The sequence below is a fragment of the Micromonospora krabiensis genome, from assembly GCF_900091425.1.
GTDB classification, from domain to species: Bacteria; Actinomycetota; Actinomycetes; order Mycobacteriales; family Micromonosporaceae; genus Micromonospora; species Micromonospora krabiensis.
This window is the reverse complement of the sequence record NZ_LT598496.1, coordinates 6,661,098-6,685,020: the sequence shown is the minus strand read 5'-3', so window position 1 is coordinate 6,685,020 and position 23,923 is coordinate 6,661,098. Positions and strand designations below refer to the sequence as shown.

At 74.6% G+C, this 23,923-nt stretch carries 16 protein-coding genes; 5 read left to right on the top strand and 11 right to left on the bottom strand.

The features are described 5' to 3' along the window. Nucleotides 1-3 precede the first annotated feature (3 nt). Nucleotides 4-582, bottom strand: coding sequence for a TetR/AcrR family transcriptional regulator (locus tag GA0070620_RS30760; RefSeq protein WP_172836536.1), 579 nt, complete (start codon nt 580-582; stop codon nt 4-6). 150 nt (nt 583-732) lie between these two features. Between GA0070620_RS30760 and GA0070620_RS30755 the strand changes: the two genes are divergently transcribed. Continuing rightward, a complete protein-coding gene (locus tag GA0070620_RS30755; protein ID WP_091596870.1) occupies nt 733-2,196 on the top strand; it encodes an MFS transporter in 1,464 nt (487 codons plus the stop codon). A gap of 49 nt (nt 2,197-2,245) precedes the next feature. Here the strand turns inward: GA0070620_RS30755 and GA0070620_RS30750 are convergent, their stop codons facing one another. The 3 genes from GA0070620_RS30750 to GA0070620_RS30740 all read right to left on the bottom strand — a co-directional run bounded on the left by GA0070620_RS30750 (nt 2,246) and on the right by GA0070620_RS30740 (nt 6,779). Then, nucleotides 2,246-3,199, bottom strand: a complete 954-nt coding sequence (locus GA0070620_RS30750; protein ID WP_091596867.1) for a hypothetical protein — start codon at nt 3,197-3,199, stop codon at nt 2,246-2,248. 2 nt (nt 3,200-3,201) lie between these two features. Then, the gene (locus tag GA0070620_RS30745; RefSeq protein WP_091596864.1) at nt 3,202-5,826 is read right to left on the bottom strand and encodes an FtsK/SpoIIIE domain-containing protein; all 2,625 of its coding nucleotides are present in this window, start codon (nt 5,824-5,826) and stop codon (nt 3,202-3,204) included. Nucleotides 5,827-5,978: 152 nt separating this feature from the next. Then, complete coding sequence (locus tag GA0070620_RS30740; RefSeq protein ID WP_091596861.1) at nt 5,979-6,779, bottom strand: SGNH/GDSL hydrolase family protein; 801 nt, start codon at nt 6,777-6,779, stop codon at nt 5,979-5,981. Between the two features lie 198 nt (nt 6,780-6,977). Between GA0070620_RS30740 and GA0070620_RS30735 the strand changes: the two genes are divergently transcribed. Next, nucleotides 6,978-8,516 (top strand): M1 family metallopeptidase, encoded by a 1,539-nt coding sequence (locus GA0070620_RS30735; RefSeq protein ID WP_091596858.1) that lies wholly within the window; start codon nt 6,978-6,980, stop codon nt 8,514-8,516. Nucleotides 8,517-8,607: 91 nt separating this feature from the next. Here GA0070620_RS30735 and GA0070620_RS30730 read toward each other — a convergent pair whose 3' ends face one another. The 4 genes from GA0070620_RS30730 to gltB all read right to left on the bottom strand — a co-directional run bounded on the left by GA0070620_RS30730 (nt 8,608) and on the right by gltB (nt 17,412). After that, the gene (locus GA0070620_RS30730; protein WP_091596855.1) at nt 8,608-9,159 is read right to left on the bottom strand and encodes a hypothetical protein; all 552 of its coding nucleotides are present in this window, start codon (nt 9,157-9,159) and stop codon (nt 8,608-8,610) included. Between the two features lie 295 nt (nt 9,160-9,454). Continuing rightward, entirely contained in the window at nt 9,455-11,035 is a 1,581-nt protein-coding gene (locus GA0070620_RS30725) for an MFS transporter (RefSeq protein WP_231922023.1), read from the bottom strand. A 160-nt stretch (nt 11,036-11,195) separates the two neighbouring features. Beyond that, a complete protein-coding gene (locus GA0070620_RS30720) occupies nt 11,196-12,704 on the bottom strand; it encodes a glutamate synthase subunit beta (protein WP_091596852.1) in 1,509 nt (502 codons plus the stop codon). After that, the gene (gene gltB, locus GA0070620_RS30715; protein WP_091596849.1) at nt 12,697-17,412 is read right to left on the bottom strand and encodes a glutamate synthase large subunit; all 4,716 of its coding nucleotides are present in this window, start codon (nt 17,410-17,412) and stop codon (nt 12,697-12,699) included. The genes GA0070620_RS30720 and gltB overlap by 8 nt, the downstream gene beginning before the upstream one ends. 153 nt (nt 17,413-17,565) lie before the next feature. Here gltB and GA0070620_RS30710 point away from each other — a divergent pair, with 153 nt between their 5' ends. Beyond that, nucleotides 17,566-18,402, top strand: a complete 837-nt coding sequence (locus GA0070620_RS30710) for a GNAT family N-acetyltransferase (protein WP_091599657.1) — start codon at nt 17,566-17,568, stop codon at nt 18,400-18,402. A 46-nt stretch (nt 18,403-18,448) separates the two neighbouring features. Here GA0070620_RS30710 and GA0070620_RS30705 read toward each other — a convergent pair whose 3' ends face one another. Then, nucleotides 18,449-19,636: an FAD-dependent oxidoreductase gene (locus tag GA0070620_RS30705; protein ID WP_091596846.1), complete on the bottom strand. Its 1,188-nt coding sequence runs from the start codon at nt 19,634-19,636 to the stop codon at nt 18,449-18,451. A gap of 15 nt (nt 19,637-19,651) precedes the next feature. Beyond that, nucleotides 19,652-20,860, bottom strand: a complete 1,209-nt coding sequence (gene lgt, locus GA0070620_RS30700; protein ID WP_091596843.1) for a prolipoprotein diacylglyceryl transferase — start codon at nt 20,858-20,860, stop codon at nt 19,652-19,654. 102 nt (nt 20,861-20,962) lie between these two features. Here lgt and GA0070620_RS30695 point away from each other — a divergent pair, with 102 nt between their 5' ends. Continuing rightward, nucleotides 20,963-21,478, top strand: a complete 516-nt coding sequence (locus GA0070620_RS30695; protein ID WP_091596840.1) for an NUDIX hydrolase — start codon at nt 20,963-20,965, stop codon at nt 21,476-21,478. Nucleotides 21,479-21,657: 179 nt separating this feature from the next. Here GA0070620_RS30695 and trpA read toward each other — a convergent pair whose 3' ends face one another. Then, complete coding sequence (gene trpA / locus GA0070620_RS30690; protein ID WP_091596836.1) at nt 21,658-22,461, bottom strand: tryptophan synthase subunit alpha; 804 nt, start codon at nt 22,459-22,461, stop codon at nt 21,658-21,660. A gap of 224 nt (nt 22,462-22,685) precedes the next feature. Between trpA and GA0070620_RS30685 the strand changes: the two genes are divergently transcribed. Beyond that, the gene (locus GA0070620_RS30685; protein WP_091587764.1) at nt 22,686-23,888 is read left to right on the top strand and encodes an IS110 family RNA-guided transposase; all 1,203 of its coding nucleotides are present in this window, start codon (nt 22,686-22,688) and stop codon (nt 23,886-23,888) included. Nucleotides 23,889-23,923: the final 35 nt, after the last annotated feature.

Genomic DNA, 23,923 nt, shown 5'->3' with positions numbered 1-23,923 from the left:
GGGTCAGCGCGGCCCGGTGTAGCGCAGCCCGTCGAGGGCCATGGCCAGCACCCGGTCCCGCTGGGCCGGCTCCATGAACTGGTAGGCGGTGATGCCGCTGATCAGCCGGACCACGTCTTCGAAGCTGGCGTCCGTCCGGGCCACCCCGGCGTCCTGAGCCCGGCGCAGCAGCGGCTCGCCCGCCGCGAAGATCTCGGTGCGGCAGCTGCGGAACACGTCGGAGTCGTGGATCAGCTCCTCGGCCAGGGCCCGCTTCGTGGCGACGTACCCGACGAAGCGGTGGAGCCAGGCGACGAGCGCGTCCCACGGGGGCAGGTCGGCCAGGTCGGCGGCCGAGCGGCTGAGCGCCTGGACCTCGTCGACGTAGACCGCCTCGAACAGCTCCCGACGGCTGGGGAAGTTGCGGTAGAGGGTGCCGATGCCAACCCCGGCCCGCCGGGCGACCTCCTCCAGCGACGCACCCGCCCCGGACTCGGCGAACACCGTGCGGGCGGCCGCGATCAGGGCGTCGTAGTTGCGCCGGGCGTCGGCCCGCTTGGGACGCCGCATGAAGACCTCTCCCAGCTGGTCGGCGCTGGTCATGACGCGCGTCACCTCTTCTCGGTTGCAACCGGAGGCTTACCTCCGCTAGCTTAGTGGAGGCACCCCTCCGGAACTGACCGGAGCCGTGCCTCCGGATAGCGTACTCCGGGATTCGCTCCCTCCCCACTCGTACCCATTGGAGTTCCCTCCGTGATCGAGACCACCCGGCGCGGCTCGCGCCGGCTGACGTTCCTCGTGCTCGCGGCCGGCGCCGGATTCTTCGCGATGCTCCAGTCGCTGATCACTCCGGTGCTGCCCACGATCCAGCACGACCTGCACACCTCCCAGAACACCGTGACCTGGGTGCTGACCGCGTACCTGCTCTCCGCCTCGATCTTCACCCCGATCGTCGGCCGGATCGGCGACATGGTGGGCAAGGAGCGGATGCTGGTCGCGTCCCTGCTCGCCCTCGCGCTCGGCTGCCTGCTCGCCGCCATCGCGCCCAACATCGGGGTGCTGATCATCGCTCGGGTCGTCCAGGGCATGGGCGGCGCCGTGTTCCCGCTGTCCTTCGGGATCATCCGCGACGAGTTCCCCGCCGCCCGGGTGAGCTCCGCCGTCGCGTCGATCTCGGCGATCGTCGCCGCCGGCGGTGGCCTGGGCGTCGTGCTCGCCGGCCCGATCGTCGCGGTCCTCGGTTACCGCTGGCTGTTCTGGATCCCGATGGCGATCGTCGGGCTGACCGCCCTCGCCGCGTACCGGTTCGTGCCCGAATCGCCCGTTCGCGCACCCGGCCGGATCAACTGGCTCGCCGCCGGGCTTCTCTCCGGCTGGCTGGTGGCGCTGCTGCTGCCGATCAGCCAGGGCGCCGCCTGGGGCTGGACCTCCGGTCGCGTGCTCGGCCTGCTGGCGCTGGCCGCCGTGCTGTTCGTCGGCTGGGCCCTGGCCGAGGTCCGCTCCACCAACCCGCTGATCGACATGCGGATGATGCGCCTGCCCGGCGTCTGGACGACCAACCTGGTCGCCCTCCTCTACGGCGGTTCGATGTTCGCCGTGTACGCCTTCCTGCCGCAGTTCGTGCAGACCCCGACGTCCGCCGGCTACGGGTTCGGCGCGAGCATCAGCCAGGCCGGCCTGCTCATGCTGCCCATGCTCGTCGCGATGTTCGTCGCCGGCCTCGCCGCCGGCCGCCTCGAATCGCGGTTCAGCGCCAAGGCCCAGCTCGCCACGGGCGCCGCGTTCAACGTGGTCGCCTCGGCGATGCTGGCCGTCGCGCACGACAGCCGCCTGGAGATCGCCATCGCCGGTGGGCTCGTGGGCCTCGGCATCGGGCTCGCGTTCGCCTCGATGGCCAACCTGATCGTGGCCAACGTCCCGGCGTCGCAGACCGGCGTCGCGACCGGCATGAACGCCAACATCCGCACCATCGGCGGCGCGATCGGCGCCGCGGTGGTCAGCGGCGTGATCACCGCCCACCCGCAGGCGAGCGGGCTGCCCCGCGAGGCCGGCTTCACCATGGGCTTCCTGCTCCTGACGGCGATCGCCCTCGCGGCGGCGGTGGCGGCGCTGGCCGTCCCCTCCGGCCGCCGGGCCCGCGGACGCCGGGCGTCCGCCGCGACGATCGTCGAGTCGGAGCTGGCCGCCGAGTTCGCGACCATGCCGTCGACCCGCTGAGCCGGACCACGGGCGCCCGGTGCGGTGGAACCGCGCCGGGCGACCGGGCTCAGCGCAAGCCGCGGACGGCCAGCAGGTAGGCGCAGTAGGTCAGCGGCACCAGCACGAAACAGATCAGGAAGCCCAGCAGCACGTGCCGCGGCGGGGTGCCGGCCACCGCGGCGGGCTTTCCCCAGCGCCCGAGCACCAGGAACCCGGCGATCAGCGAGGCCGCCGGCAGGCCGGCGCACATCCACGCGTACAGCGTCCCGAGGTCGACCACACCGACCCCCGAGGCGAGCACCAGGGCCAGCATGAGCACCACGCCGACGGCGGCGCAGCCGGCGTACACCGCGACCGCCCGCGCCAGCGTCGACCAGGCCGGCAACAGCACCGGCCGCTGCGCCAGCAGCTCCGCCTGCTGCGCGTGCCGGTCGGCCTCGTCCGCGTGCCGCCGGGCCAGCTCCAGCTCGGACAGGGGATCGGCCGCCGCCGGTGGCGCCGGGGTCCCGGCCGCCGTCGCGCTTCCGGCCCCGGGCAGCGCGAGCCGCGCCTGCCCCGCCGTCACCTGGGGGTACGCCACGACCTCCGGCCGCCCCGGCGCGGCGGCTGCGCCGCCGGCGACCGCCGCACCCGGTCCGGGGCCGCCGTTCACCGCACCCGGTCCGGCGCCGGCGTGCGTCGCGTCCGGTCCGGGGCCGGCGGCCGGGACGTGCGAGGGCTCGGTGTGCGGGGACCGTGGGCCCGGTGGGTTCGCGGCCGCGGGCGACACCGGCGCGGTCGACGGCGCCGGTGGGTACGGGCTCGGCGGGCCCGCGAGTGGCCCCGGAGCCGGTGACGCCTCGCCGATGGCCCGGCCGAGCCGGTCGAGGCGCTGCCCCTGGGCGGTGAGCCGCTGGTGCAGGTAGTCCACGCCGGCCCGCAGGTTGCGGCGGCGCTCGCTCTCGGCGGCGGCGTCCCGCTCGCCGGTGCGGCGGTGCTCGGCGAGCTGCCGGGCCAGCGCCGCGTACTCCTCGAAGGTCACCGTCAGCCCTCCCCGGCCAGCTCGTGGGCGTCCCGGGCGAACGGCACGATCAACCTCGTGCGCTGGTCGTGCCGGTCGACCAGCAGCGCCCGGTCGGGACGGGGCGTGTAGGCGAGGTCGTGCACGCCGAGATGCAGCCCCAGCTCGGAGCCGGGCACGTTGAGCGCGACCAGGCAGGCGACGTCGTCGCGGTTCTGCGGGCCGCCGAGGTCGTCGGCGAGCCGCCGGAGCCCCCGCCACCAGCCGAGCAGGTGCACGCCGTGACCCGGCCCCTGGTGCAGCAGGGCGCGCAGGTCGTCCAGGCCCGAGCGGAACGTCTGCGGGTCGGGCGCGCCGAGGACCGTCGAGGCGGCGTCCATCCCGAACCCGACCAGGAACGTCCGGCCGGCCGGCGATGTCGGCCCGGCCGGCGCGATCGCGGCGTCCGGTGGGCTCCCGTCGGTCACCGTCGGATCCGGCGACGGCGCGCCGGTGCCGGGCGTGGCCAGCGTGGCGATCCGGGCCCGCAGGGACGCGGCGTCCAGCCGCTCGACGGTGTGCCCGGCGGCGATGAGCACGGCCTCGGTCTCGTCGACCACCTCGTCGGCGGCGGCGACCAGCGGGGCGAGCAGGAACCGGCACTCGCCGGGCGCGTGCTGCCGGGCCAGGCTCAGCGTCGCCGCGCGGAGCACGTCGGCACCGGCGACCGAGGTGCCGACCACCGCGAGGTGCCGGCCGGGCGTGGTGTCCATGATGAACATCGCGGTGCTGCCGTGGACGTCGACGGTCCGGCCGACCAGGGCCAGCGGGCGGCGCCCGCCCGGTCGCAGACCGGTGTAGGTGGGGTCGTCCTCCAGCCGCGCCGCCTCGTAGCCCCGGAAGACCGCGGGCGGGCGGGCGCCCGCCGGCCGGGCCTGCCACAGCTGGTGCCGCAGTCGGGTCAGGTCCGCCGCCGCCGCGTGCGCGTCGGGGAAGCGGACGACGGTGTCCGCGCCGACCGCGCCGGCGGCGGTGTTGACCACGGCCGCGCCGATCGGCAGCGCCGCGGCGGCGCCGTTGGCCTGGTCGAGCACTCCCCCGCCGCCGGGCAACGCGACGCGCAGCGCGAACTGCCCGAAGATCGCCTCGGCGCGGCCGTAGAGCGCCTCGATGCCGGTCATGCTCTGACTGGCCAGCACCAGGTGCACCCCGTACGAGCGGCCCTTGCGGGCCAACTCCTCCAGCAGGTCGACCGACTCGCGGGCCAGCGCGTCGTTGCCGGCGAGCAGCACGTGGAACTCGTCGACGACGGCCACGACGCGCGGTACCGGGGTGTCCCGGGGCAGGTCGGCGAGCTTCGTGACGCCGTGCCGTTTCAGCAGGGTGGCCCGGCGGTTCAGCTCCCGGCGCAGCTCGCGGAGGACGGCGACGCCGTACTCGCGGTCGGACTCGATGCCGACGGCCCGGGCGTGCGGCAGCCAGGACGGGTCCCGACCGGTCGGCACGAACTCGGTGAAGCTGACCCCCTCCTTGAAGTCGAGGAGGTAGAGCTGCAGCTCGGCCGGCGAGTAGCGGGCCGCCAGCCCGTAGAGGACGTCGAGCAGGAAGACGGTCTTACCGGCGCCGGTGCGTCCCCCGACGAGCCAGTGCGGGGTGGCGTCGTCGAAGGCGACGGTGACCGGCTCGCGGCCCGCCCGGCCGACCACCGTACGCAGGCCGTTGCCCGCCGACTCCGCCCACCGCCGCTCGGGCAGCAGCTCGGCGAAGCCCACCGCGTCGCCGCGTCGCACGGCGGCGCCGAGGTGCTCGGCGAGCGCCCGTACCGAGGCGGCCGGCGGGTCGCCGTCGGGCACCACGGGGGCGGCGAGACCGCCGCCGTCGGCGCTGAACGGGGCGCCGGGCGGGTCGCCGACGTGCGCGTACGGCCCGGTCAGCCGCACCGCGGTGGTCGCGCCCAGCGGCGGCGCCGGGTCGCCGGGACCGGCGGCCGGGTGGCCCGCGACCAGGACGCAGACCGCGGCGGCCGGCCCGGCGTGGGTGAGCGCGGCCAGCCGGGCCAGCTCCCGCGCCGGCGGGGCCGCCGCCGCGACGACCAACAGCAGGGGTGTGCCGCCGGGAGTGCCGTGCTGCGCCGACCGGGCGTGCCGTTCGACGGCGTCGAGCAGGGCGGCGACCTCGTCCGGTGTGGTGGCGGGCGGGTCGAGCACGCCCGCGTCGAGCAGGGGGCGCAGCGGCCCGAAGGTGGCGCCGAGCGCGGCGGTGTCGATGCCGACGACCCGCACCTCGCCGGCCGGCGCGGTGGCGAGCAGCCGCAGCACGAGCGCCCGCAGCAGTCCGGCGACCCGGGGGTCGCGGGCGTCGGTGTCCACCGCCAGGTGGTGGCCGGCGCCGAGGGGCACCAGCACGGGGAACGCGCCCTCCGGGGTGGACGCCTCGCCGAGCCGGACCGGAACCGGCGCGACCGCGACCGGGGTGGCGCCCGGGGTCGGGGTGGCGAGCGCGCCACCGACCTCGGCGAGCCGGGCGACCAGCGTCTGCGCGGCGGGTGAACCGTCCGGCGTGGACGACGGGGGTTCCGCGCCGATCCCGGCGCGGGCGGCGTCGAGATGGGCCCGGGCGGCCTGGTGCGCCGTGACGGCCTGCCGGTACGCCGACGCGAGCCTGCCCACTGTCCGCCTCCCCGCCGCGCGCCGGTGTCCGTCGAAGACCCTAACGGACGTCCGCCGCACCGGGACAGCACCGCGACACGCGGCGCGGCGGGGGGTCGGCGGCGCGGCGGCCGACGGTCCGTCGGGGACCGCCGGCCGCCGGGCCGCTCGGATCAGCCGGTGACGGCGGTCAGCGCCGGCAGGTAGCCGTAGCGGTAGCCGTCGGCGTCCGGGTGGTACGCCTCGATGACGCCGGAGACGTCGTGGATCCACGGGTCGGCGCCGCAGACCCCGTGCCCGGCGAAGTAGGGCCGGGTGTCGACGAAGGTGGCGCCGGCCGCCGCGGCCCGGCCGGCGGTGACCGTGGCGAGCAGGTCGGCGGCGTCATTGAGGATGGTCCGCTTGTAGGTGCTCATGGCCAGCCAGCCGCAGGAGTTCAGCTCGAACAGCCGGGGGTAGCCGAGGACGATCAGGCGCGCGTCGGGTGCGCGGGTGCGGATGGCCGCGTACGTGGCGTCGAGGCGACCGGGCAGGGTGGCGGTGGCGAACGCCCGGGCCCGGTTGACGGCGTTGGTGCAGGTCGACGTGCTGCCGAAGCGGCAACTGGTGATGACGTCGGCGAAGCCCGCGTCGTTCCCGCCGATGGTGATGGTGACCAGGGTGGTGCCGGCGCTCAACGCGTTGACCTGGCTGTTGATGACGTCGGCGGTCACCGCGCCGCCGCAGGCGGGGAACGCGAAGCTGGTCACCCCTTGGGCGGCGGCCCAGAGCGGGGCGTACGACTTCTGACTGCGCAGGCAGGTGGACCAGTCGTACGGGCCGGCGCCGACCCCGGAGGAGTACGAGTCGCCGAGGGCGACGTAGTTGACGGCGGCGGCCTGCGCGGAACCCGGAACGGTGAGGACGGCGCCGACGGCGGCGGTGAGCAGGGCGACCAGCGCGGCGAGGGCGCGGGCCAGCGGACGGTGGGGCATGACGGACCTCCACAGGGCAGGGGGTGGTGGGATCCGTGACCGCGCGCGTGGCCAGGGGCGGAGCCGTTGTTACCAGGCGGTAATGCTATCGAAACATTTAGATCATTTGAACCTTTGAGCGCCGTCGACGGGGCGGACATGTTCATCAGCGTCGATTAGGTTTACGGGGCGAACACCCCGACGGAGGGAGTCCACCTCGTGCGACGAAGTCTCCGGGCGGCCATCGCCGTCCTGACCCTCACCGGCGCCGGCACCGTCGCCACCGGCGCCCCCGGCCACGCCGCCCTACCGGGCTGGGGCCGGCCGACCATCACCACCGCCGCACCGCAACCCGGCGGCCCGGGACTGGGCGACACCTACTTCCCGGACTACGGCAACGGCGGCTACGACGTCGCGCACTACGACGTCCGCCTGCGCTACGACCCCGGCAGCGACCGGCTCAGCGGCACCACCACGATCCTCGCCCGGGCCACCCAGGACCTCTCCCGGTTCAACCTGGACTTCCTGCTCGACGTCGAGTCGGTACGGGTCAACGGCTGGGCCGCCACCACGACCACCGACGGCGTGCACGAACTGGTGGTCACGCCGTCGCGCGCCATCACCAAGGGCCAGGACCTCACCATCGTGGTGCGTTACGCGGGCGTGCCGTCGGAGACCCTGGTCGGCGGCTACACCGGCTGGACCCGCACGGACGACGGCGCGCTGGCGGTAAACGAGCCGGAGTCCGCGTGGTGGTGGTTCCCCAGCAACGACCACCCGCTGGACAAGGCGACCTACGACATCTCGGTGTCGGTGCCGACCGGCGTCGAGGTGATCAGCAACGGGGTGCAGCCCCGGCCGCCGCTGGCCGAGGCGGGCAACCGCACCCGGTGGATCTGGCGGACCACCTCCCCCACCGCCACCTATCTCGCCTTCCTCGCCATCGGCCAGTACGACATCGTCACCGACACCGCCCCGAACGGGCAGCCGGTCGTCAACGCGTACAGCACGACGCTCGGCGAGCTGGGGCCGGCCGCGCGGGCCAGCATCGAACGCACGGCCGAGATCGTCGAGTGGGGGGCCGGGCTCTTCGGCCCGTACCCGTTCGAGGCGCAGGGCGGCGTCGCCGGGCCGGTCGACGGCATCGGTTTCGCGCTGGAGACGCAGACCCGGCCGGTCTACGGTCCGGGCTTCTGGCGCCGTGGCGCGAACACCTCGGTGGTCGTGCACGAGCTCGCCCACCAGTGGTTCGGCGACTCCGTGTCGGTGGCCCGCTGGCAGGACATCTGGCTCAACGAGGGCTTCGCCTCGTACGCCGAGTGGCTGTGGTCGGAGGAGCAGGGCGAGGGCACCGCACAGGAGCTGTTCGACTTCACGTACGCCAGCTACCCGGAGGACTCGGGCTTCTGGCAGGTGCGCCCAGGTGACCCGGGCCCGAGCAGCATCTTCGACGACGCCGTGTACGACCGGGGGGCCATGGCGCTGCACCAGCTGCGGCTGGCCGTCGGCGACGACGCGTTCTTCGCGATCCTGCCGGCCTGGGCCGCCGAGCACCGTTACGGCAACGGCACGATCGCGCGGTTCCAGGCCCTCGCCGAGCGGATCTCCGGGCTCGACCTGGACGACCTCTTCACCACCTGGCTGTTCACCGCCGGTCGTCCCGACGTGTCCGGGTCGGCGGCCCGCAAGGCCGCGCCGCCGGTGGAGCCGAAGTCGTGGGCGAAGATCCGCGAGGCGCACCGCCTCCTGGTCCGCTGAGCACGGGGTGCCCGCCGTCGTTGTCGGCGGCGGGCACCCCGTGACCGGGCGTGCTCGGTCGGCGGCCGGCACCGCGGTGACCGGACGCCGGTCAGTCGGCGGCGGCCGCCGACTCGGCGCCCGCCGGCTCGGCGCCCGGACGGGTCGGCCGCCAGCCGCCCTGGGCGGCCTCGATCCGGCGGATGTGCCGGTAGGCGAACCAGAGCGGCGGGAAGGCGCCGACGGCGAACGACAGATCGACGAGCGTCCAGAACCACGGGATGTCCCGGACCGGTCCGCAGATCAGCGCCAGCGGCACGATGCCGGCGCACGCGATCATCCCGAGCTGGACCACCCAGACGTTGCGCACCGGGTCGCGCAGCGGTCCCCGGAACGCGACGGCGAGCACCAGGTGCGCGAAGGCGAGCCAGTCGGTGCCGTAGAGCATGAACGGGTAGCGGTCGCCGGTCTCCACCAGGCCGACGTGGACCCGCTCGATCCAGGTGACCAGGGCGGGCACCTGGTCGGCGAACGGTTCCAGCGCCCGCCGCAGCCAACGGACCTCGATCTCCAGCGGGAAAGCGGTCACCCCGCTGAGGAAGAGGCCGACCACCACGATCCACAGCCACCGACGGACCCGCCGGACGCGTTCCTCGATCTCCACGCCCGCAGCGTAACGATGATCTCCGTTCCGCCGGATCCCGAAGTCGCGGCCGCCGACAACGCCGATCATGGCCTTGCCCACAACCGCCGCCGCGACGGTGGGCGATGGCCACGCGCCGGCGCTCGGGAGGGGCGACCGGGCTGCGGGCGCGACCGCCATCGGATCGGTGCCGCCGGCACCGGGTCGGCGCCACCGGCACAGGGGTGCAGTCACCGACCGGTCCTGTCGAGGGGCCGACCGGGCCCGCACCTTCGCGCGGAGAACCGGGCAGCGCGACGGCGACCCCGGAAACGACCTACCGCTCGGCCGGTCCTCGGGTCGCGGCCTCCCCGCCGACCGCGCAGCCGGTGAGCGGAGTCCCCGCCGTCGCCTCGGCCGCCGGATCGGTCGTCGCCGGCCGGTGGCCGGGCAACCGGACGTGCGGCGGGCCGGGGGTGCGGGCCGGTGGCGGTACGGGGCGACCGGCGGCACGGCGGACCTGTCCGGTGCGGGCGACGGGTAGCGGGCTGCGGGGCGGCCGGACCGACGGCACGACCGCGGGCACCGGGCGCCGGACCCGCGCGGCGGCGGGGCCGACCGCGCGGACGGCGGTCGACGCGAGCCGGCCCACCGGGCGCCGGACCACGGGCACCACCTGGGCCACCCGGTGCCGCAGCCGCCCGCCGCGCAGGCGGTCCAGGGCGACGGCGGCGGCCACGGTGGCGACGGCCGCGGTCGCGCCGGCCAGGACCAGCGTCTGGCGGGGCCCGGCGTGCTCGGAGAGCCAGCCGAGCAGCGGCGCGCCGACGGCGGCGGAGACCGAGCCGGTGACCGCCAGGGCGGCCAGCACCCGACCGCGCATCAGGTAGTCGGTGTCGAGCTGGGCACGGGCGCCGACCGTCGTGTCGATGACCACGGCGGCCGCGGCGATCGGCAGGATGACCGCGGCGAAGCTCACCGTACCGGGGGCCAGGCCGGCCACGATCTGCAACGCGCTCGCGAGCAGGCCGGCGCCGACCAGGACGCCGTAGCCGAGGTCCCGCCGACGGGCGGCGACGAGGGCGCCGAGCACCGTGCCGACGGCGAAGACGGTGGAGAGCAGGCCGTAGCCGGAGGCGCCGGCGTGCAGCGGCCCGTCGCTCATCGCGGCCATGGTGACCTGGTAGTTGCGGCCGAGGCTGCCCAGCACGAACGACAGGGCCAACGCGACGAGCACCACCGGTTGGCGCCGGAGGTAGGCGAAGCCGGCCCGGATGCTGCGGTCGGCACGGGTCGTGGTGGGCTCGGTCACCGCCTGCCCGACGTGCCGCTCCCCCTCGCGGACCAGGAACAGGGCGGCGACGACGGCGACGAAGCTCGCCGAGTTGATGATGAACAGGAGCGCGGGACCGACGGCGGCGACCACCACCGCGCCGGCGCTCATGCCGAGGATGCGACCGGCGGAGTTGGTGAGCGAGCCCAGCGCCAAGGCGTTGCCGAGGGTCTCGCGGTCCACCAGCGTGGAGGCCCACCGGCCCATCACCGGTCCCTCGATGGCGGAGATCGCGCCGGTCGCGAGCGAGATCGCGTAGATCGCCGGAAGGCCACCGGCCCCGGTGACGGCGACCAGCGCGAGCCCCGCCGCGAGTCCCGCGTGGGCCGCCTGGGCGGCGATCAGCAGCGGCCGGGCCCGCAGGCGGTCGGCGAGCGCGCCGCCCCAGACGCTCAGCAGCAGGGTGGGGAGGGCCTGGAGCAGCACGGCGAAGCCCATCGAGGTCGCCGAGCCGGTACGCGCCAGCACGTACCAGTTGACGCCCAGCACCTGCATCCACGTGCCGATGACGGACACGAACCCGGCACCGGCCCAGATCCGGTAGTTCCGGTGGCGTAGCGCGGCGAACGTGGCACCAGTGGCCACGACAGACCTCCCCGACCCGACGGCCCTGACGACAGGCCGTCCCCCCGTCGGTTCCGGCCGTCGGCAAGTGTGGCGCACTTGCCCCGATTCGCCCATCTTCGTGAGGCGGCTCACGCGCCGTCGCCCCGGCCCTGCCGGGCCGGGGCGACGGTCGGTCGGGTCAGCGGGCGGCGAGCGGTTGGGCGCCCGGGTCGACCGGGGCCGGCAGCGGCGTGCCACCACCGAGGTACGCGTGGATGCCGGCCGCCGCCGCGCGTCCCTCGGCGATCGCCCAGACGATCAGCGAGGCGCCCCGGTGCATGTCCCCGGCGACGAACACGCCGTCGGCGTCGGTCTGCCAGTCCGGTCGGGCGTCGACCGCGCCGCGTGGGTTGCGGGACACCCCCAGCTGGGTGAGCAGCGCCTGCTCCTCGGTGCCCTCGAAGCCGATCGCGAGCAGCACCAGGTCGGCCGGCAGCTCCCGTTCGGTGCCGGGCACCACGGAAACGATCCGCCGGCCGTCCTGCTTCTCCACGGTCACCTCGGCGATGCGTACCGCCCGCACCTGGCCGGTGCCGTCGTCGACGAACTCCTGCACGGCGACCGCGAAGACCCGCTCGCCACCCTCCTCGTGCGCCGGGTAGCTGCGCAGGATCCACGGCCAGGTGGGCCACGGGTCGCGCTCCTCGTCGCGGGCCGCCGGCGGCCGCGGGTAGAGGTCGAGCTGATGGACCCCGGCGGCGCCCTGCCGGTGCGCCACCCCGAGGCAGTCCGCGGCGGTGTCGCCGCCCCCGATGATCACCACGTGCCGGCCGGCGGCGTCGATCGGCGTGCCGTCGGGCAGCACGGCCAGCGCCGGCCGCCCCTCACCGGCCGCCGCGACGACCCGGTTGGCCGCCACCAGGTGGGCCATCGCCTGGTGCACACCGCGCAGCTGCCGGCCCGGGGTCTCCGGGGTGTCCCGGCCCTGGAGGGCGCCACAGGCCAGCAGCACCGCGTCGTGCCGGGCGCGCAGCTGGTCGGCCGTCACGTCGACGCCGACGTTCACCCCGGTGCGGAACTCGACGCCCTCGGCCGCCAACTGCGCCACCCGCCGGTCGATGTGCCCCTTCTCCAGCTTGAAGTCGGGGATGCCGTAGCGGAGCAGGCCACCGATCGCGTCGTCGCGCTCGTACACCGTCACCGCGTGCCCGGCGCGGGCCAGTTGCTGCGCGGCGGCCAGACCGGCGGGCCCGGAGCCCACCACGGCGACCGAGCGACCGGTCGGCGCCGGCACCGGCTGCGGCCGCAGCCCACCCCGCGCGACGGCGGCGTCGGCGATCTCCACCTCGACCTGCTTGATGGTGACCGGGTCGCCGCCGGCGATGCCGAGGACGCAGGCCGCCTCGCACGGCGCCGGGCACAGCCGGCCGGTGAACTCGGGGAAGTTGTTCGTGGCGTGCAGCGACGCCACGGCCGCGTCCCAGTTGCCGGTGCGGACCAGGTCGTTCCAGTCCGGGATGCGATTACCCAGCGGACAGCCGTCGTGGCAGAACGGGATGCCGCAGTCCATACACCGGGTGGCCTGCTCGCGGACCAGCTCCTCGCCGGCCGGGGGGTACACCTCGCGCCAGTCGCTGATCCGCACGGGGACCGGCCGGCGGGCCGGCAGCCGCCGGTCGTAGCGCAGGAAACCGTTCGGGTCAGGCACGAGCCACCTCCTGGGCGGCCGCCCGCGGGGCGGGCGGCACCGGCGCGGCGGATGGTGCGAGCGCGCTCATCACCGCGTCGTCGACGTCACGGCCGGCGGCTTCGGCGGCCCGCATGATCTCCAGCACCCGGCGGTAGTCGCGGGGCACCACGGCGGTGAACTCCGCCACCGCCTCCGGCCAGCGCTTGAGCAGTTCCTCGGCCACCGCGGAGTCGGTCTCCGCGAAGTGGCGCTGCACCAGCTCGTGCAACACCGCCTGCTCCTCCTCGCCCAGCGGCGCCAGGTCGACCAGCTCGGTGTTGACCCGGGCCCGGTCGAGCCGGTGGACGAACGCGGTGCCGCCCGACATGCCGGCGGCGAAGTTACGCCCGGTCGGCCCGAGCACCACCACGGTCCCGCCCGTCATGTACTCGCAGCCGTGGTCACCCACGCCCTCGACGACGGCGGTCGCGCCGGAGTTACGGACCGCGAACCGCTCGCCGACCCGGCCGCGCAGGAACACCTCGCCGGCGGTGGCGCCGTACAGGATGGTGTTGCCCGCGATGATCTGGTCCTCGGCCCGCTCGCCCGTGGCGGCGTCGGGGTCGGCGAAGGGCGCGCTCCCGTCCGGCCGGACGATGATCCGACCGCCGGAGAGCCCCTTGCCGACGTAGTCGTTGGCGTCGCCGTGCAGGCGCAGGGTCACCCCGCGCGGCACGAACGCGCCGAAGGACTGCCCGGCGGTGCCGGTCAGCACGAACTCGACCGTGTCGGGCGGCAGCCCGGCCCCGCCGTGGCGGCGGGTCACCTCACCGCCCAGCATCGCGCCGACGCTGCGGTGCTCGTTGCGGATGCGTACCTCGGCCCGCACCGGCGTGACCCGCGCCTCGGCGCCGGCCACCGCCGCCCCGGAGCCGCGCAGCGCCGGCTCGGCGAGCGCGATCAGCTCGTTGTCCAGGGCCCGGTCGAGCCCGTGGTCCTGGGCCCGTACGCCCCGGCGGGCCGCGCCGGCCGGCAGCTCCGGCAGGTGCAGCACGGGCGCGAGGTCGAGTCCGTACGCCTTCCAGTGCGCGACGGCGGGGGCGACGTCGAGCAGCTCGGTCTGCCCGATCGCCTCCTCGATGGACCGGAAGCCCAGCTCGGCGAGGTAGCCGCGGACCTCCTCGGCGAGGAAGAGGAAGAAGTTCTCCACGAACTCGGGCGTGCCGGTGAACCGCTCGCGCAGCACCGGGTTCTGGGTGGCGATGCCGACCGGACAGGTGTCCAGGTGGCAGACCCGCATCATCACGCAGCCGGCGACGATCAGCGGCGCGGTGGCGAAGCCGAACTCCTCGGCGCCGAGCAGCGCGGCGACCACCACGTCCCGGCCGGTCTTGAGCTGGCCGTCGACCTGCACGGTCACCCGGTCGCGGAGCTTGTTGAGCAGCAGCGTCTGCTGCGCCTCGGCCAGCCCCAGCTCCCAGGGGGTGCCGGCGTGCTTGAGCGAGTTGAGCGGGGACGCGCCGGTGCCCCCGTCGTGGCCGGAGATGAGGATGACGTCCGCCTTGAGCTTCGCCACCCCTGCCGCGACCGTGCCCACGCCGACCTCGCTGACCAGCTTGACGTGCACCCGGGCGGCCGGGTTGACGCACTTCAGGTCGTGTACGAGCTGGGCGAGGTCCTCGATGGAGTAGATGTCGTGGTGCGGCGGCGGGGAGATCAGGCCGACGCCGGGCGTGGCGTGCCGGGTCCGGGCGATCCACGGCCAGACCTTGTTGCCGGGCAGCTGGCCACCCTCGCCGGGCTTGGCGCCCTGCGCCATCTTGATCTGGAGGTCGTCGGCGTTGACCAGGTATTCGGTGGTCACGCCGAACCGTCCGCTGGCGATCTGCTTGACCGCGGACCGGCGGGCCGGGTCGTGCAGCCGCTCGACGTCCTCGCCGCCCTCGCCGGTGTTGGACTTGCCGCCGAGCCGGTTCATGGCGATGGCGAGGGTCTCGTGGGCCTCCGCCGAGATCGACCCGTACGACATCGCGCCGGTGGCGAACCGCTTCACGATCTCGCTGGCCGGCTCCACCTCGTCCAGCGGTACCGGCGGGCGGACGCCGACGCGCAGGGTGAACAGGCCCCGCAGGGAGCCCGCCTCGGCGGCCAGCGCGTCGACCTTGGCGGTGTACCGCTGGAAGATGTCGTACTGGCGGCTGCGGGTGGCGTGCTGGAGCAGGAAGACCGTCTCCGGGTTGAACAGGTGCAGCTCGCCCTCGCGGCGCCACTGGTACTCGCCCCCGACCTCCAGCCGGTCCGACCCGGCGGCGCCGGCGGGCGGCCAGGCGCGGGCGTGGCGGGCGGCGACCTCGGCGTGGATGCCGGCCAGTCCGATGCCGCCGATCTTGCTCGGGGTGCCCCGGAAGTAGCGCTCGACCAGGCGGGCGTCCAGCCCGACGGCCTCGAAGACCTGGGCACCGCAGTACGACGACACCGTCGAGATGCCCATCTTCGACATGATCTTCAGGACGCCCTTGCCGAGTGCCTTGACGTAGTTGCGCACGGCCGTCGCCGGCTCCGCCCCCACCAGCGCGCCCGTGGAGATCATGTCCTCGACGGACTCGAAGGCCAGGTACGGGTTGACCGCAGCGGCGCCGTAACCGATCAGCACCGCCGCGTGGTGCACCTCGCGGCAGTCGCCGGACTCCACGATCAGCGCCACCTGCGTGCGGGTCTGCTCGCGGACCAGGTGCTGGTGCACCGCGGCGGTGAGCAGCAGCGACGGGATCGGGGCCAGGTCGGCGTTGGAGTCGCGATCGGAGAGGACCAGAATCCGTACGCCGTCCTCGATCGCCTCGGACACGTGCCGGCAGATCTCGGTGAGCCGGGCCTTGATGCCGGCCGCGCCCTCGCGGATCCGGTACAGGCCGGAGACCCGGACGGCCTTGAAGCCGGGCAGGTCGCCGTCCTCATCGATGGAGAGGATCTTGGCCAGCTCGTCGTTGTCGATCACCGGGTAGGGCAGCACGATCTGCCGACAGCTCGCCGGACCGGGGTCGAGCAGGTTGCCCTCCGGGCCGATGGTCGAGCTGAGGCTGGTGACCAGCTCCTCCCGGATGGCGTCCAGCGGCGGGTTGGTGACCTGCGCGAAGAGCTGGTGGAAGTAGTCGTAGAGCAGCCGGGGCCGGGTGGAGAGCGGGGAGATCGGCGTGTCGGTGCCCATCGAGCCGATCGGCTCGGCGCCGGTGCGGGCCATGGGCGCGAGCAGGATCTTCAGCTCCTCCTCGGTGTAGCCGAACGTCTGCTGGCGGCGGCGTACCGAGTCGTGGGTGTAGACGATGTGCTCCCGGGCCGGCAGGTCGGTCAGGTCGATCAGACCGGCGTGCAGCCAGTCGCCGTACGGCTGCGCGGCCGCCAGCTCCGCCTTGATCTCCTCGTCGTGGACGATCCGGCCGGCGGCCGTGTCGACGAGGAACATCTTCCCCGGCTGGAGCCGCCCCTTGGCGACCACCCGCGCCGGGTCGAGGTCGAGCACACCCGCCTCGCTGCCGAGCACGACGAGCCCGTCGGCCGTGCGCCACCAGCGCCCGGGGCGCAGCCCGTTGCGGTCCAGCACCGCGCCGACGATCTCGCCGTCGGTGAAGGCGACCGACGCGGGCCCGTCCCACGGCTCCATCAGGCTCGCGTGGAAGCGGTAGAAGTCCCGCTTGTCCGGGCGCATGCCCGGGTCGTTCTCCCACGCCTCGGGGATCATCATGAGCACGGCGTGCGGCAGGCTCCGGCCGGCCAGGTGCAGCAGCTCCAGCACCTCGTCGAAGTTCGCCGAGTCGGACGCGCCCGGCGTGCAGACCGGGAAGATGCGGCGGATGTTGCCGGGCAGGTCGGGCGTACGCAGCAGCGCCTCGCGGGCCTGCATCCAGTTGCGGTTGCCCCGGATCGTGTTGATCTCGCCGTTGTGGGCGATGAACCGGTAGGGGTGCGCCAACGGCCAGGACGGGAACGTGTTGGTGGAGAACCGGGAGTGGACCAGCGCGATCGCGCTCTCCATCCGCTCGTCGGTGAGCTCCGGGTAGAACGCGGGCAGCTGGTCGGGGGTGAGCATCCCCTTCCACACCATCGTGCGCGACGACAGGGACGGCAGGTACGCGGCGACGCCCCGCTCGGCGCTCTCCCGCTCGGCCTGCTTGCGGACGCAGAACGCCACCCGGTCGAGGTCGATGCCGCTCAGCGCCGAACCGGCCGGCCCGGCCGGCGAGTCGGTCAGCCGGCGCGCCGCGAGGAAGACCTGACGGATGCGGGGCATGGCCGCCAGCGCGGTCTCGCCCAGCCCGCTCGGGTCGACCGGCACGTCCCGCCAGCCCAGCAGCTCGGCGCCCTCGACCAGGGCGTACTTCTCGACGACCCGGCGGGCCAGGGCCTCGTCGGCGTCGTCGTCGGGGAGGAACACCAGCCCGGTCGCGTACGCCCCGGCGGGCGGCAGCGGGAAGTCGACCACCGCGCGCAGGAACGCGTCCGGAACCTGGATCATGATGCCCGCGCCGTCGCCGGTGTTGGGTTCCGCTCCCCGGGCGCCCCGGTGGTCCAGCCGGCAGAGCGCGCCGAGGCCGTTCGCGACGACGTCGTGCGAGCGACGGCCGTGCAGGTCGGCGACGAAGGCCACGCCGCACGCGTCGTGCTCCTGGGCGGGGTCGTAGAGCCCGGCCGCGGGCGTGCCCCCGCCGAGGAGGGGGGCCTGCTGCGGCTTATGCGGGTACGGAAAGGCCACCGGGCCTCCTGTCGTCACTCAGGTTGGATCATGGTGGGGACGACGTCGGCCCGTGGGTCTATTGAGTCTACGTTAGGGCGGGGGCCGCAAGGCCAGTCCGGATTGATCACACCTTCCAGAGTCTGGGACGTGTAGTCTCGCGCGGTGGATCCGCTGTACAAGGACCTCTTCGACCGGTTGGAACGCTTCTACGACGCGGTGCCCCGCGACGCGGCCCGTGTGGAGGAGTACGGCGGACTCGTGCTCTTCGTCCGCGACGGTGGCGGTTTCCCCTTCTACGCGCGCCCCCGGCCGGGCGCCGACGAGCCGCCCTCGCTGGCCGACGTCAGCGCCGTCCGGGAACGCCAGCGGGAGCTGGGGCTGCCCGAGGCCCTGGAGTGGGTGCACGAGACGACGCCCGACCTGCTGCCGGTGGCCCGCTCGGCCGGCCTGTCCGTGCTGGAGGCGCCGCTGATGGTGCTGGACCCGGCGGAGCTGCCCAACCCGGCGGGGCTCAGCGACGTACCGGTGCGGGTGCTCGACGCCGACGGGCCGGACTTCGCCGCGGACGTGGCCGCCCGTCGTGCCGTCGCCGCCGTGGCGTTCGCCGCGCCCGGCACCGCCCCCGGCGACCTCGGCCCCGAGCACCGCGACGCCGCGATGATGGAGTTGGAGGTCGCCGCGCTGGACGAGGAGCGGGTCCGCATCGCCGACGGCCGCCGGATCTCCGTGCTGGCCGGAACCCCGGCGGAGGGGGCGCTGGCCAGCGGCATCGCGATGCGCGTCGGTGACGTCGCCGAGATCGCCGGGGTGGGCACCCTGCCGGCTGCCCGCCGTCGCGGGCTCGGCGCGGCGGTCACCGCGACGCTGGCCCGCGAGCTGCTCGCCGCCGGCACCGACCTGGTGTTCCTCTCCGCCGGCAGCGAGGACATCGCGCGCGTCTACCTGCGGGTCGGCTTCCGCCGGATCGGCACCGCCTGCATCGCCGAACCCGCCCTCGTGCTGCCCTGACCGTCGACGGACCGGCCCGGCACGCGGCCCGGAAGGGATCGGCGGCTCAGGCCGGCGGACGCCACTGCGCCGCCGACGCGGCGGCGGTGTTGATCAGGCGGGGAGTGAACGTGCCGAGCGCGACGTCGCGGGCGCGCAGCGCCAACCGGCCCCGGGTCTGGAGCACCGCCGACATGCGGCGGGTCTGCCGGACCACGGTCGCCGCGCGGGGCCGACGCATCCGGTCGTACGCCTGCACCGCGTCCGGCAGCCGCGTCTTCGGCAGCAGGGCGGCGAGGGTGGCCGCGTCCTCGAAGGCGAGGCAGGCACCCTGCCCGAGGTGCGGCGGCATGGCGTGCGCCGCGTCGCCGAGCAGCACCACGCCGCCGGGGCCGGCGGGGAAGCCGTACGCGCGAGGCAGCGGACGCAGCTCCCGCACCTCCTGCTGCACCAGGTCGGCCGGATCGGTGGCCTCCAGCAGCTCACCGATGGGGCTGGGCCAGCCGGCGTACCAGCGGCGAAGCAGGGCCAGCTGGGTCTCGGGCGGCTCGGGGCGGGGCGCGCCCGCGGCGGTGGCCACCCAGTAGATGCCGCCCCGGCTGGAGCCGCCCGACGAGCCGCGCTCGCCCAGCGAGGCCGAGATGAAGCGGTAGCCGGCGCCGAGCACCTCACCGCCGAGCGGCCGGTCGGCCGGCAGCCGCGGCGCCCGGTACCAGGGGATGACGGCACGCCACGCCGCGCTGCCGGAGCTGACCACCGCGGCCTCCGGGGCGAGCCGGCGGCGGATCTCGCTGTCCGTCCCGTCGGCCGCGACCACCAGGTCGGCCTCGATCAGGTTCCGGCCGTCACCGACCGCCGGCCGCTCGCCCGGGTCGGCGCGCACCGTGCGGACGGTCACCCCGGTCCGCAGCTCGACGCGGTCGCCGAGCCCGGCGATCAGCGCGTCGTGCAGGTCCTCCCGGTGCACCACCACCGGCATCCGGTCGGCCGGTATGGGGCGGGGCTGCACCAGCCAGTGCCCGTCGGGGCGGCGCACCCCGCCGTCGGACAGCGGGGTGGCGATCGCCTCCAGCCCGGCGCCGAGGCCGAGGGCGCGCAGCGCCCGCACCCCGTTGGGCCACAGCACCACCGCGGTCGGCTCGGGCCGGACCCGGTCGGCGCGTTCGAGGAGAGTGACCTGCCAGCCGGAGCGGGCCAGCGCGCCGGCGACCGACAGGCCGCCGATGCCGGCGCCGACCACCACCGCGCTACGCATGGTGCCGCTCCCCCGTCAGTTGTCGCGGTCGGCCGGGCCCGAGCCGGTCGCACCGGCCCGGTCGTCGCGCGTCGGGCCGTCGCCGGCCGCCGTCGCGTCGGCCGGGCCGTCCACGTCGCCGGTGGTCGCCTCGGCCCGCCCGGCGGGCACCGCCGCCTCGGTCTGAGCGCCGTCGCTGGCCACGTCGTCCTCGACCGTGGGGGCCACCCCCGTCTCCTGGTACGCCCGGAACTGCTCCTCGTCGACCACGCGGTAGCCCTCCGGCGCGGCGGGACGCGACCCGGCCTCGCCCGCGGAGAGGTCGACCTGAGAGACGTCGGAGCCAACGGGCGGGGTGGGCGTCGTGGGCGTGGTCGTCGCGCCGAGCGGGATCAGGTACTCCCGTGGGCCCCGGACGCGGAGGAAGTAGACGAGCGCGCCGAGGAAGACCACGCCGGCGGTCCAGACGTTCAGCCGGACGCCGAGGATCGTGTTCGCCTCGTCGGTGCGCATCAGCTCGATCCAGAAGCGGCCGGCGGTGTAGCCCATCACGTACAGGGCGAAGGCCCGGCCGCGCCCGAGCCGCAGCTTGCGGTCGAGCAGGTAGACCAGCACCGCGACGCCGATGTTCCACAGCGCCTCGTAGGCGAAGGTCGGCTGGTAGAGCCCCGGTTCGAGGATGGGCCGACCGGTGTCGTCGCGCAGCGCGTGACCGGGGTTGTCCGGGTCCATCCGGTGGATCTCCAGCCCCCAGGGCAGCGTCGTACGCCCACCGAAGAGCTCGTTGTTGAACCAGTTGCCGACCCGGCCGATCGCCTGGGCGAGCGGCAGGCCCGGGGCCAGCGCGTCGGCCACCACCCCGAACGGGATGCCGAGCTGCCGGGCGGCGATCCAGGCGCCGAGCGCCCCACCGGCGACCGCGCCCCAGATGCCCAGCCCGCCCTCCCAGACGGCGAAGGCCTTGAGCGGGTCACCGCCGGTGCCGAAGTATTTCTCCGGGGAGGTGATCACGTGGTAGATCCGGGCGCCGATGATGCCGGCCGGCACCGCCCAGACCGCGATGTCCAGCACCGCGCCGGGCGCGACCCCGCGCTGACGCAGCCGGTGCTCGGTGATCAGGCAGGCCACGATGATGCCGGCGATGATGCACAGCGCGTAGGCCCGGACCGGCAGGGGCCCGAGTTGCCAGACCGCGGTGCTGGGACTGGGCAGGGCCGCCTGGGGCGACAGCGAGGCGAGGGTCACGGGTGAACACGGTACCGCTGCGGAGCCGTTCGGTGGCACCCCGGTCCACCGGTCGGACGGTCACGGTGACTTCTGGTTTGCACCGCCGTAGGCTCTTTGTCCATGAGCACGCTCACCTGGGCGGTGGCCGCGGTCGTCAGCGACGAGGCCGGTCGGGTGCTGCTCTGCCGCCACGGGCGGGGTGAACGGCGCTACGCGCTGCCCGGTGGCCGGCTGCGCCGGCCGGAGAGCCCGGTGGACGCGGCGGTGCGTGACATCCGCGCCGAGACCGGCCACGAGATCGAGGTGGTGGACCTGGTGGGTCTCTACCACCTCGCGGAGGGCCTGCCCTGCGCGCCGTCGGCGCCGCCCGGTCGGGCCGCCCCGCTCCCGGACGTCCTGGTGCACGTGTTCCGCGCCCGGCTGCGCGGCGACCGGCCGGTGGGCGACGCGGCCGACGGCTGTCGGCTCTCCTGGCACGACCCGGCCGACCTGCCGGCGGCGGTCACCCCGACCACCCGCGCGGCCATCGGCGACGCGACGGCGGGCCGCTCCGGCGTCCTGCGGGACTGCCCGTCGAACCCCCGCCCACCCGAACAACGCGCCGACCCGACCCCCCAAGAACCCGCCCACCACTAACCCACCCCGCCCCGCTCCCGCCCTCTCGCCGCACCCCCGTCCCCTCGTTCCGCGATCTTGCAGTCGGTGCCCCGACAAACGGGGCATAACCCGCGCTCCACGGGCCGAAAGTGCAAGATCGACGGGCGGTAACGGGCGCGGGAGGGGGCGGGGAGCCGAGGGCGGGGGGGGGTGGGGGGTCAGCGTTGGGGGGTGCGGACGCCTTCGGCCAGTTCGGCGCTCAGGGTGCGCAGCGCGGTCAGGCCGGTGGCCTCGTCCGGGGCGTCGAGCACGCAGCGGATCAGGGCACTGCCGACGATCACGCCGTCCGCGTAGCCGGCGACGGTCCCGGCCTGCGCGCCGGTGCCGACGCCGAGGCCCACGCCCACCGGCAGGTCGCTCACCTGACGGACCCGGGAGACCAGCACCGGCGCCGCCTCCGACGTCTGCGTCCGCGCGCCGGTCACGCCCATGATGGCCGTGGCGTAGACGAAGCCCCGGCAGTGCCGCACGGTCATCGCCAGCCGCTCGTCCGTGGAGGACGGGGCGACCAGGAACGTCCGGTCCAGCCCGTACGCGTCCGAGGCGGCCAGCCACTCGTCGGCCTCGTCGGGGATCAGGTCCGGGGTGATCAGACCGGTGCCGCCGGCCGAGGCCAGGTCGCGGGCGAACACGTCGACGCCGTACCGCTCGATCGGGTTCCAGTAGGTCATCGTGACCACCGGCGCTCCGGTGGCCGCGACCGCCTCGATGATGCGCAGCGTGTCGGCGGTGCGGACGCCGTTCGCCAGCGCGATGTCGCTGGCCTTCTGGATCACCGGGCCGTCCATCACCGGGTCGGAGTACGGGATCTCCACCTCGATGACGTCGACCCCGGCCTCGACCATCGCGGTCATCGCCGCGATGCTGCCCTCGACGGTGGGGAAACCGGCCGGCATGCAGCCCACCAGCAGCGCCCTGCCGTCGGCGCGCGCCTTGTCGAAGGCGACCCCGATACGGCTCATGCCGCCCTACCTTTCATTGCGAGCCCGACGGTGGTATTCGTACGGGCTGACGCGGGCGAGGCAGGTATGGCTTTCATGCTGGCTGCCGACCATGGCGAGGGTGGCATCGCCGCCTGTCTCGTCTGCTCTTGCTGACTGCTGATTGGGCTTTGCGATTGATCGCTGTGTAGGGCGTTGACGGCGGCAAGAGCGTGCGCGTGTCCACGACGGGAGAAGGGAGTCAGATGGCGGTCGCGGTTGGTGTGGACGTGGCCAAGGAGTTCCACTGGGCTGCGCTCGTGCACAGCGAGACGGGGCGGGTCCTGGCCAGCCGGAAAGTCGACAACGATCCGTCGGCGATCCAGGTGCTCATCGACGACATCCGAGCCGTGCAGGCCGAGTATGGGCCGGCCACGGTCGCCATCGACGTGCTCGGTGGCATCGCCGGCCTGCTGCAGGTCATGCTGGTCGACGCTGGCCTGCGCCTGGTGCATGTCTCCGGTCTTGCGGTCAACCGGGCTCGCCGTGCCACCCGCGGGGGTGAGCACAAGTCGGATCCGCGCGATGCCAAGGTCATCGCCGATCAGATCCGGCTGCGCGCAGACGAACTGCGTCCCGTCGAACCGGCCACCGAAGCCGGCAGCGAGCTGCGGCTGCTGGTGGGCCGCCGCCGGGAACTGGTGGTCGACCAGACCCGCCGCATCGGCCGGCTGCGGGATCTGCTCGCCTCGATCCATCCCGGTCTGGAGCGCGTCGTCGACCCCACCCACAAAGTCGACACGGCCCTGCTGGCCCGCTACGTCACGCCGACCGAGATCCGCCGAGCCGGCCGACGCCGCATCAGCGAGTACCTGCGCACCACCGGCCGGCACCACAGCACCGTGATCGACGCCCTGGTCGACAAGGCACTGACCGCCGCCGGCGCCCAACACGTCACCGTGCCCGGCGAAGCCGTCGCCGCGGACATCGTCCGCGACCTCGCCCGCGAGGTACTCGCCTGCCGGGACAAACTCGCCGACCTGGACAAGCGCATCCACGACGCTCTCGACCGCCACCCTGACGCGGCCCTCATCCAGTCCCTGCCCGGGATGGGGGCCACCCTCACCGCCGAATTCCTCGCCGTGGCAGGCGGCATCACCCGATTCCCCACCGGCGACCAACTCGCCAGCGCCGCCGGCCTCGCACCAGTCCTGCAGCAATCCGGCAAGGTCCACTACCTGCGCCGCGCTACCAGCGGCGACAAAACCCTCAAACGGGTCTTCTACCAATCGGCGTTCTGCGCCCTGCAACGCGACCCGGCCAGCCGCGCCTTCTACGACCGCAAACGCGCCGAAGGCAAACGACACCACCAAGCCCTCATCGCCCTGGCCCGCCGACGCATCAACGTCCTGCACGCCATCCTGCGCACCCGACAGCCCTACCGACTCACTCACGCTCTCACGGCTTGACTCAGTCATTAGGCTGCCACCTCCACCCGGCCGCC

Bases quoted from the DNA above. Each gene is read 5' to 3' on its own strand.
- GA0070620_RS30695 (WP_091596840.1), top strand. From the start codon at position 20,963: ATGAGCACGCTCACCTGGGCGGTGGCCGCGGTCGTCAGCGACGAGGCC.
- trpA (WP_091596836.1), bottom strand. From the start codon at position 22,461: ATGAGCCGTATCGGGGTCGCCTTCGACAAGGCGCGCGCCGACGGCAGG.
- GA0070620_RS30740 (WP_091596861.1), bottom strand. From the start codon at position 6,779: ATGCCCCACCGTCCGCTGGCCCGCGCCCTCGCCGCGCTGGTCGCCCTG.
- GA0070620_RS30705 (WP_091596846.1), bottom strand. From the start codon at position 19,636: ATGCGTAGCGCGGTGGTGGTCGGCGCCGGCATCGGCGGCCTGTCGGTC.
- GA0070620_RS30760 (WP_172836536.1), bottom strand. From the start codon at position 582: ATGACCAGCGCCGACCAGCTGGGAGAGGTCTTCATGCGGCGTCCCAAG.
- GA0070620_RS30685 (WP_091587764.1), top strand. From the start codon at position 22,686: ATGGCGGTCGCGGTTGGTGTGGACGTGGCCAAGGAGTTCCACTGGGCT.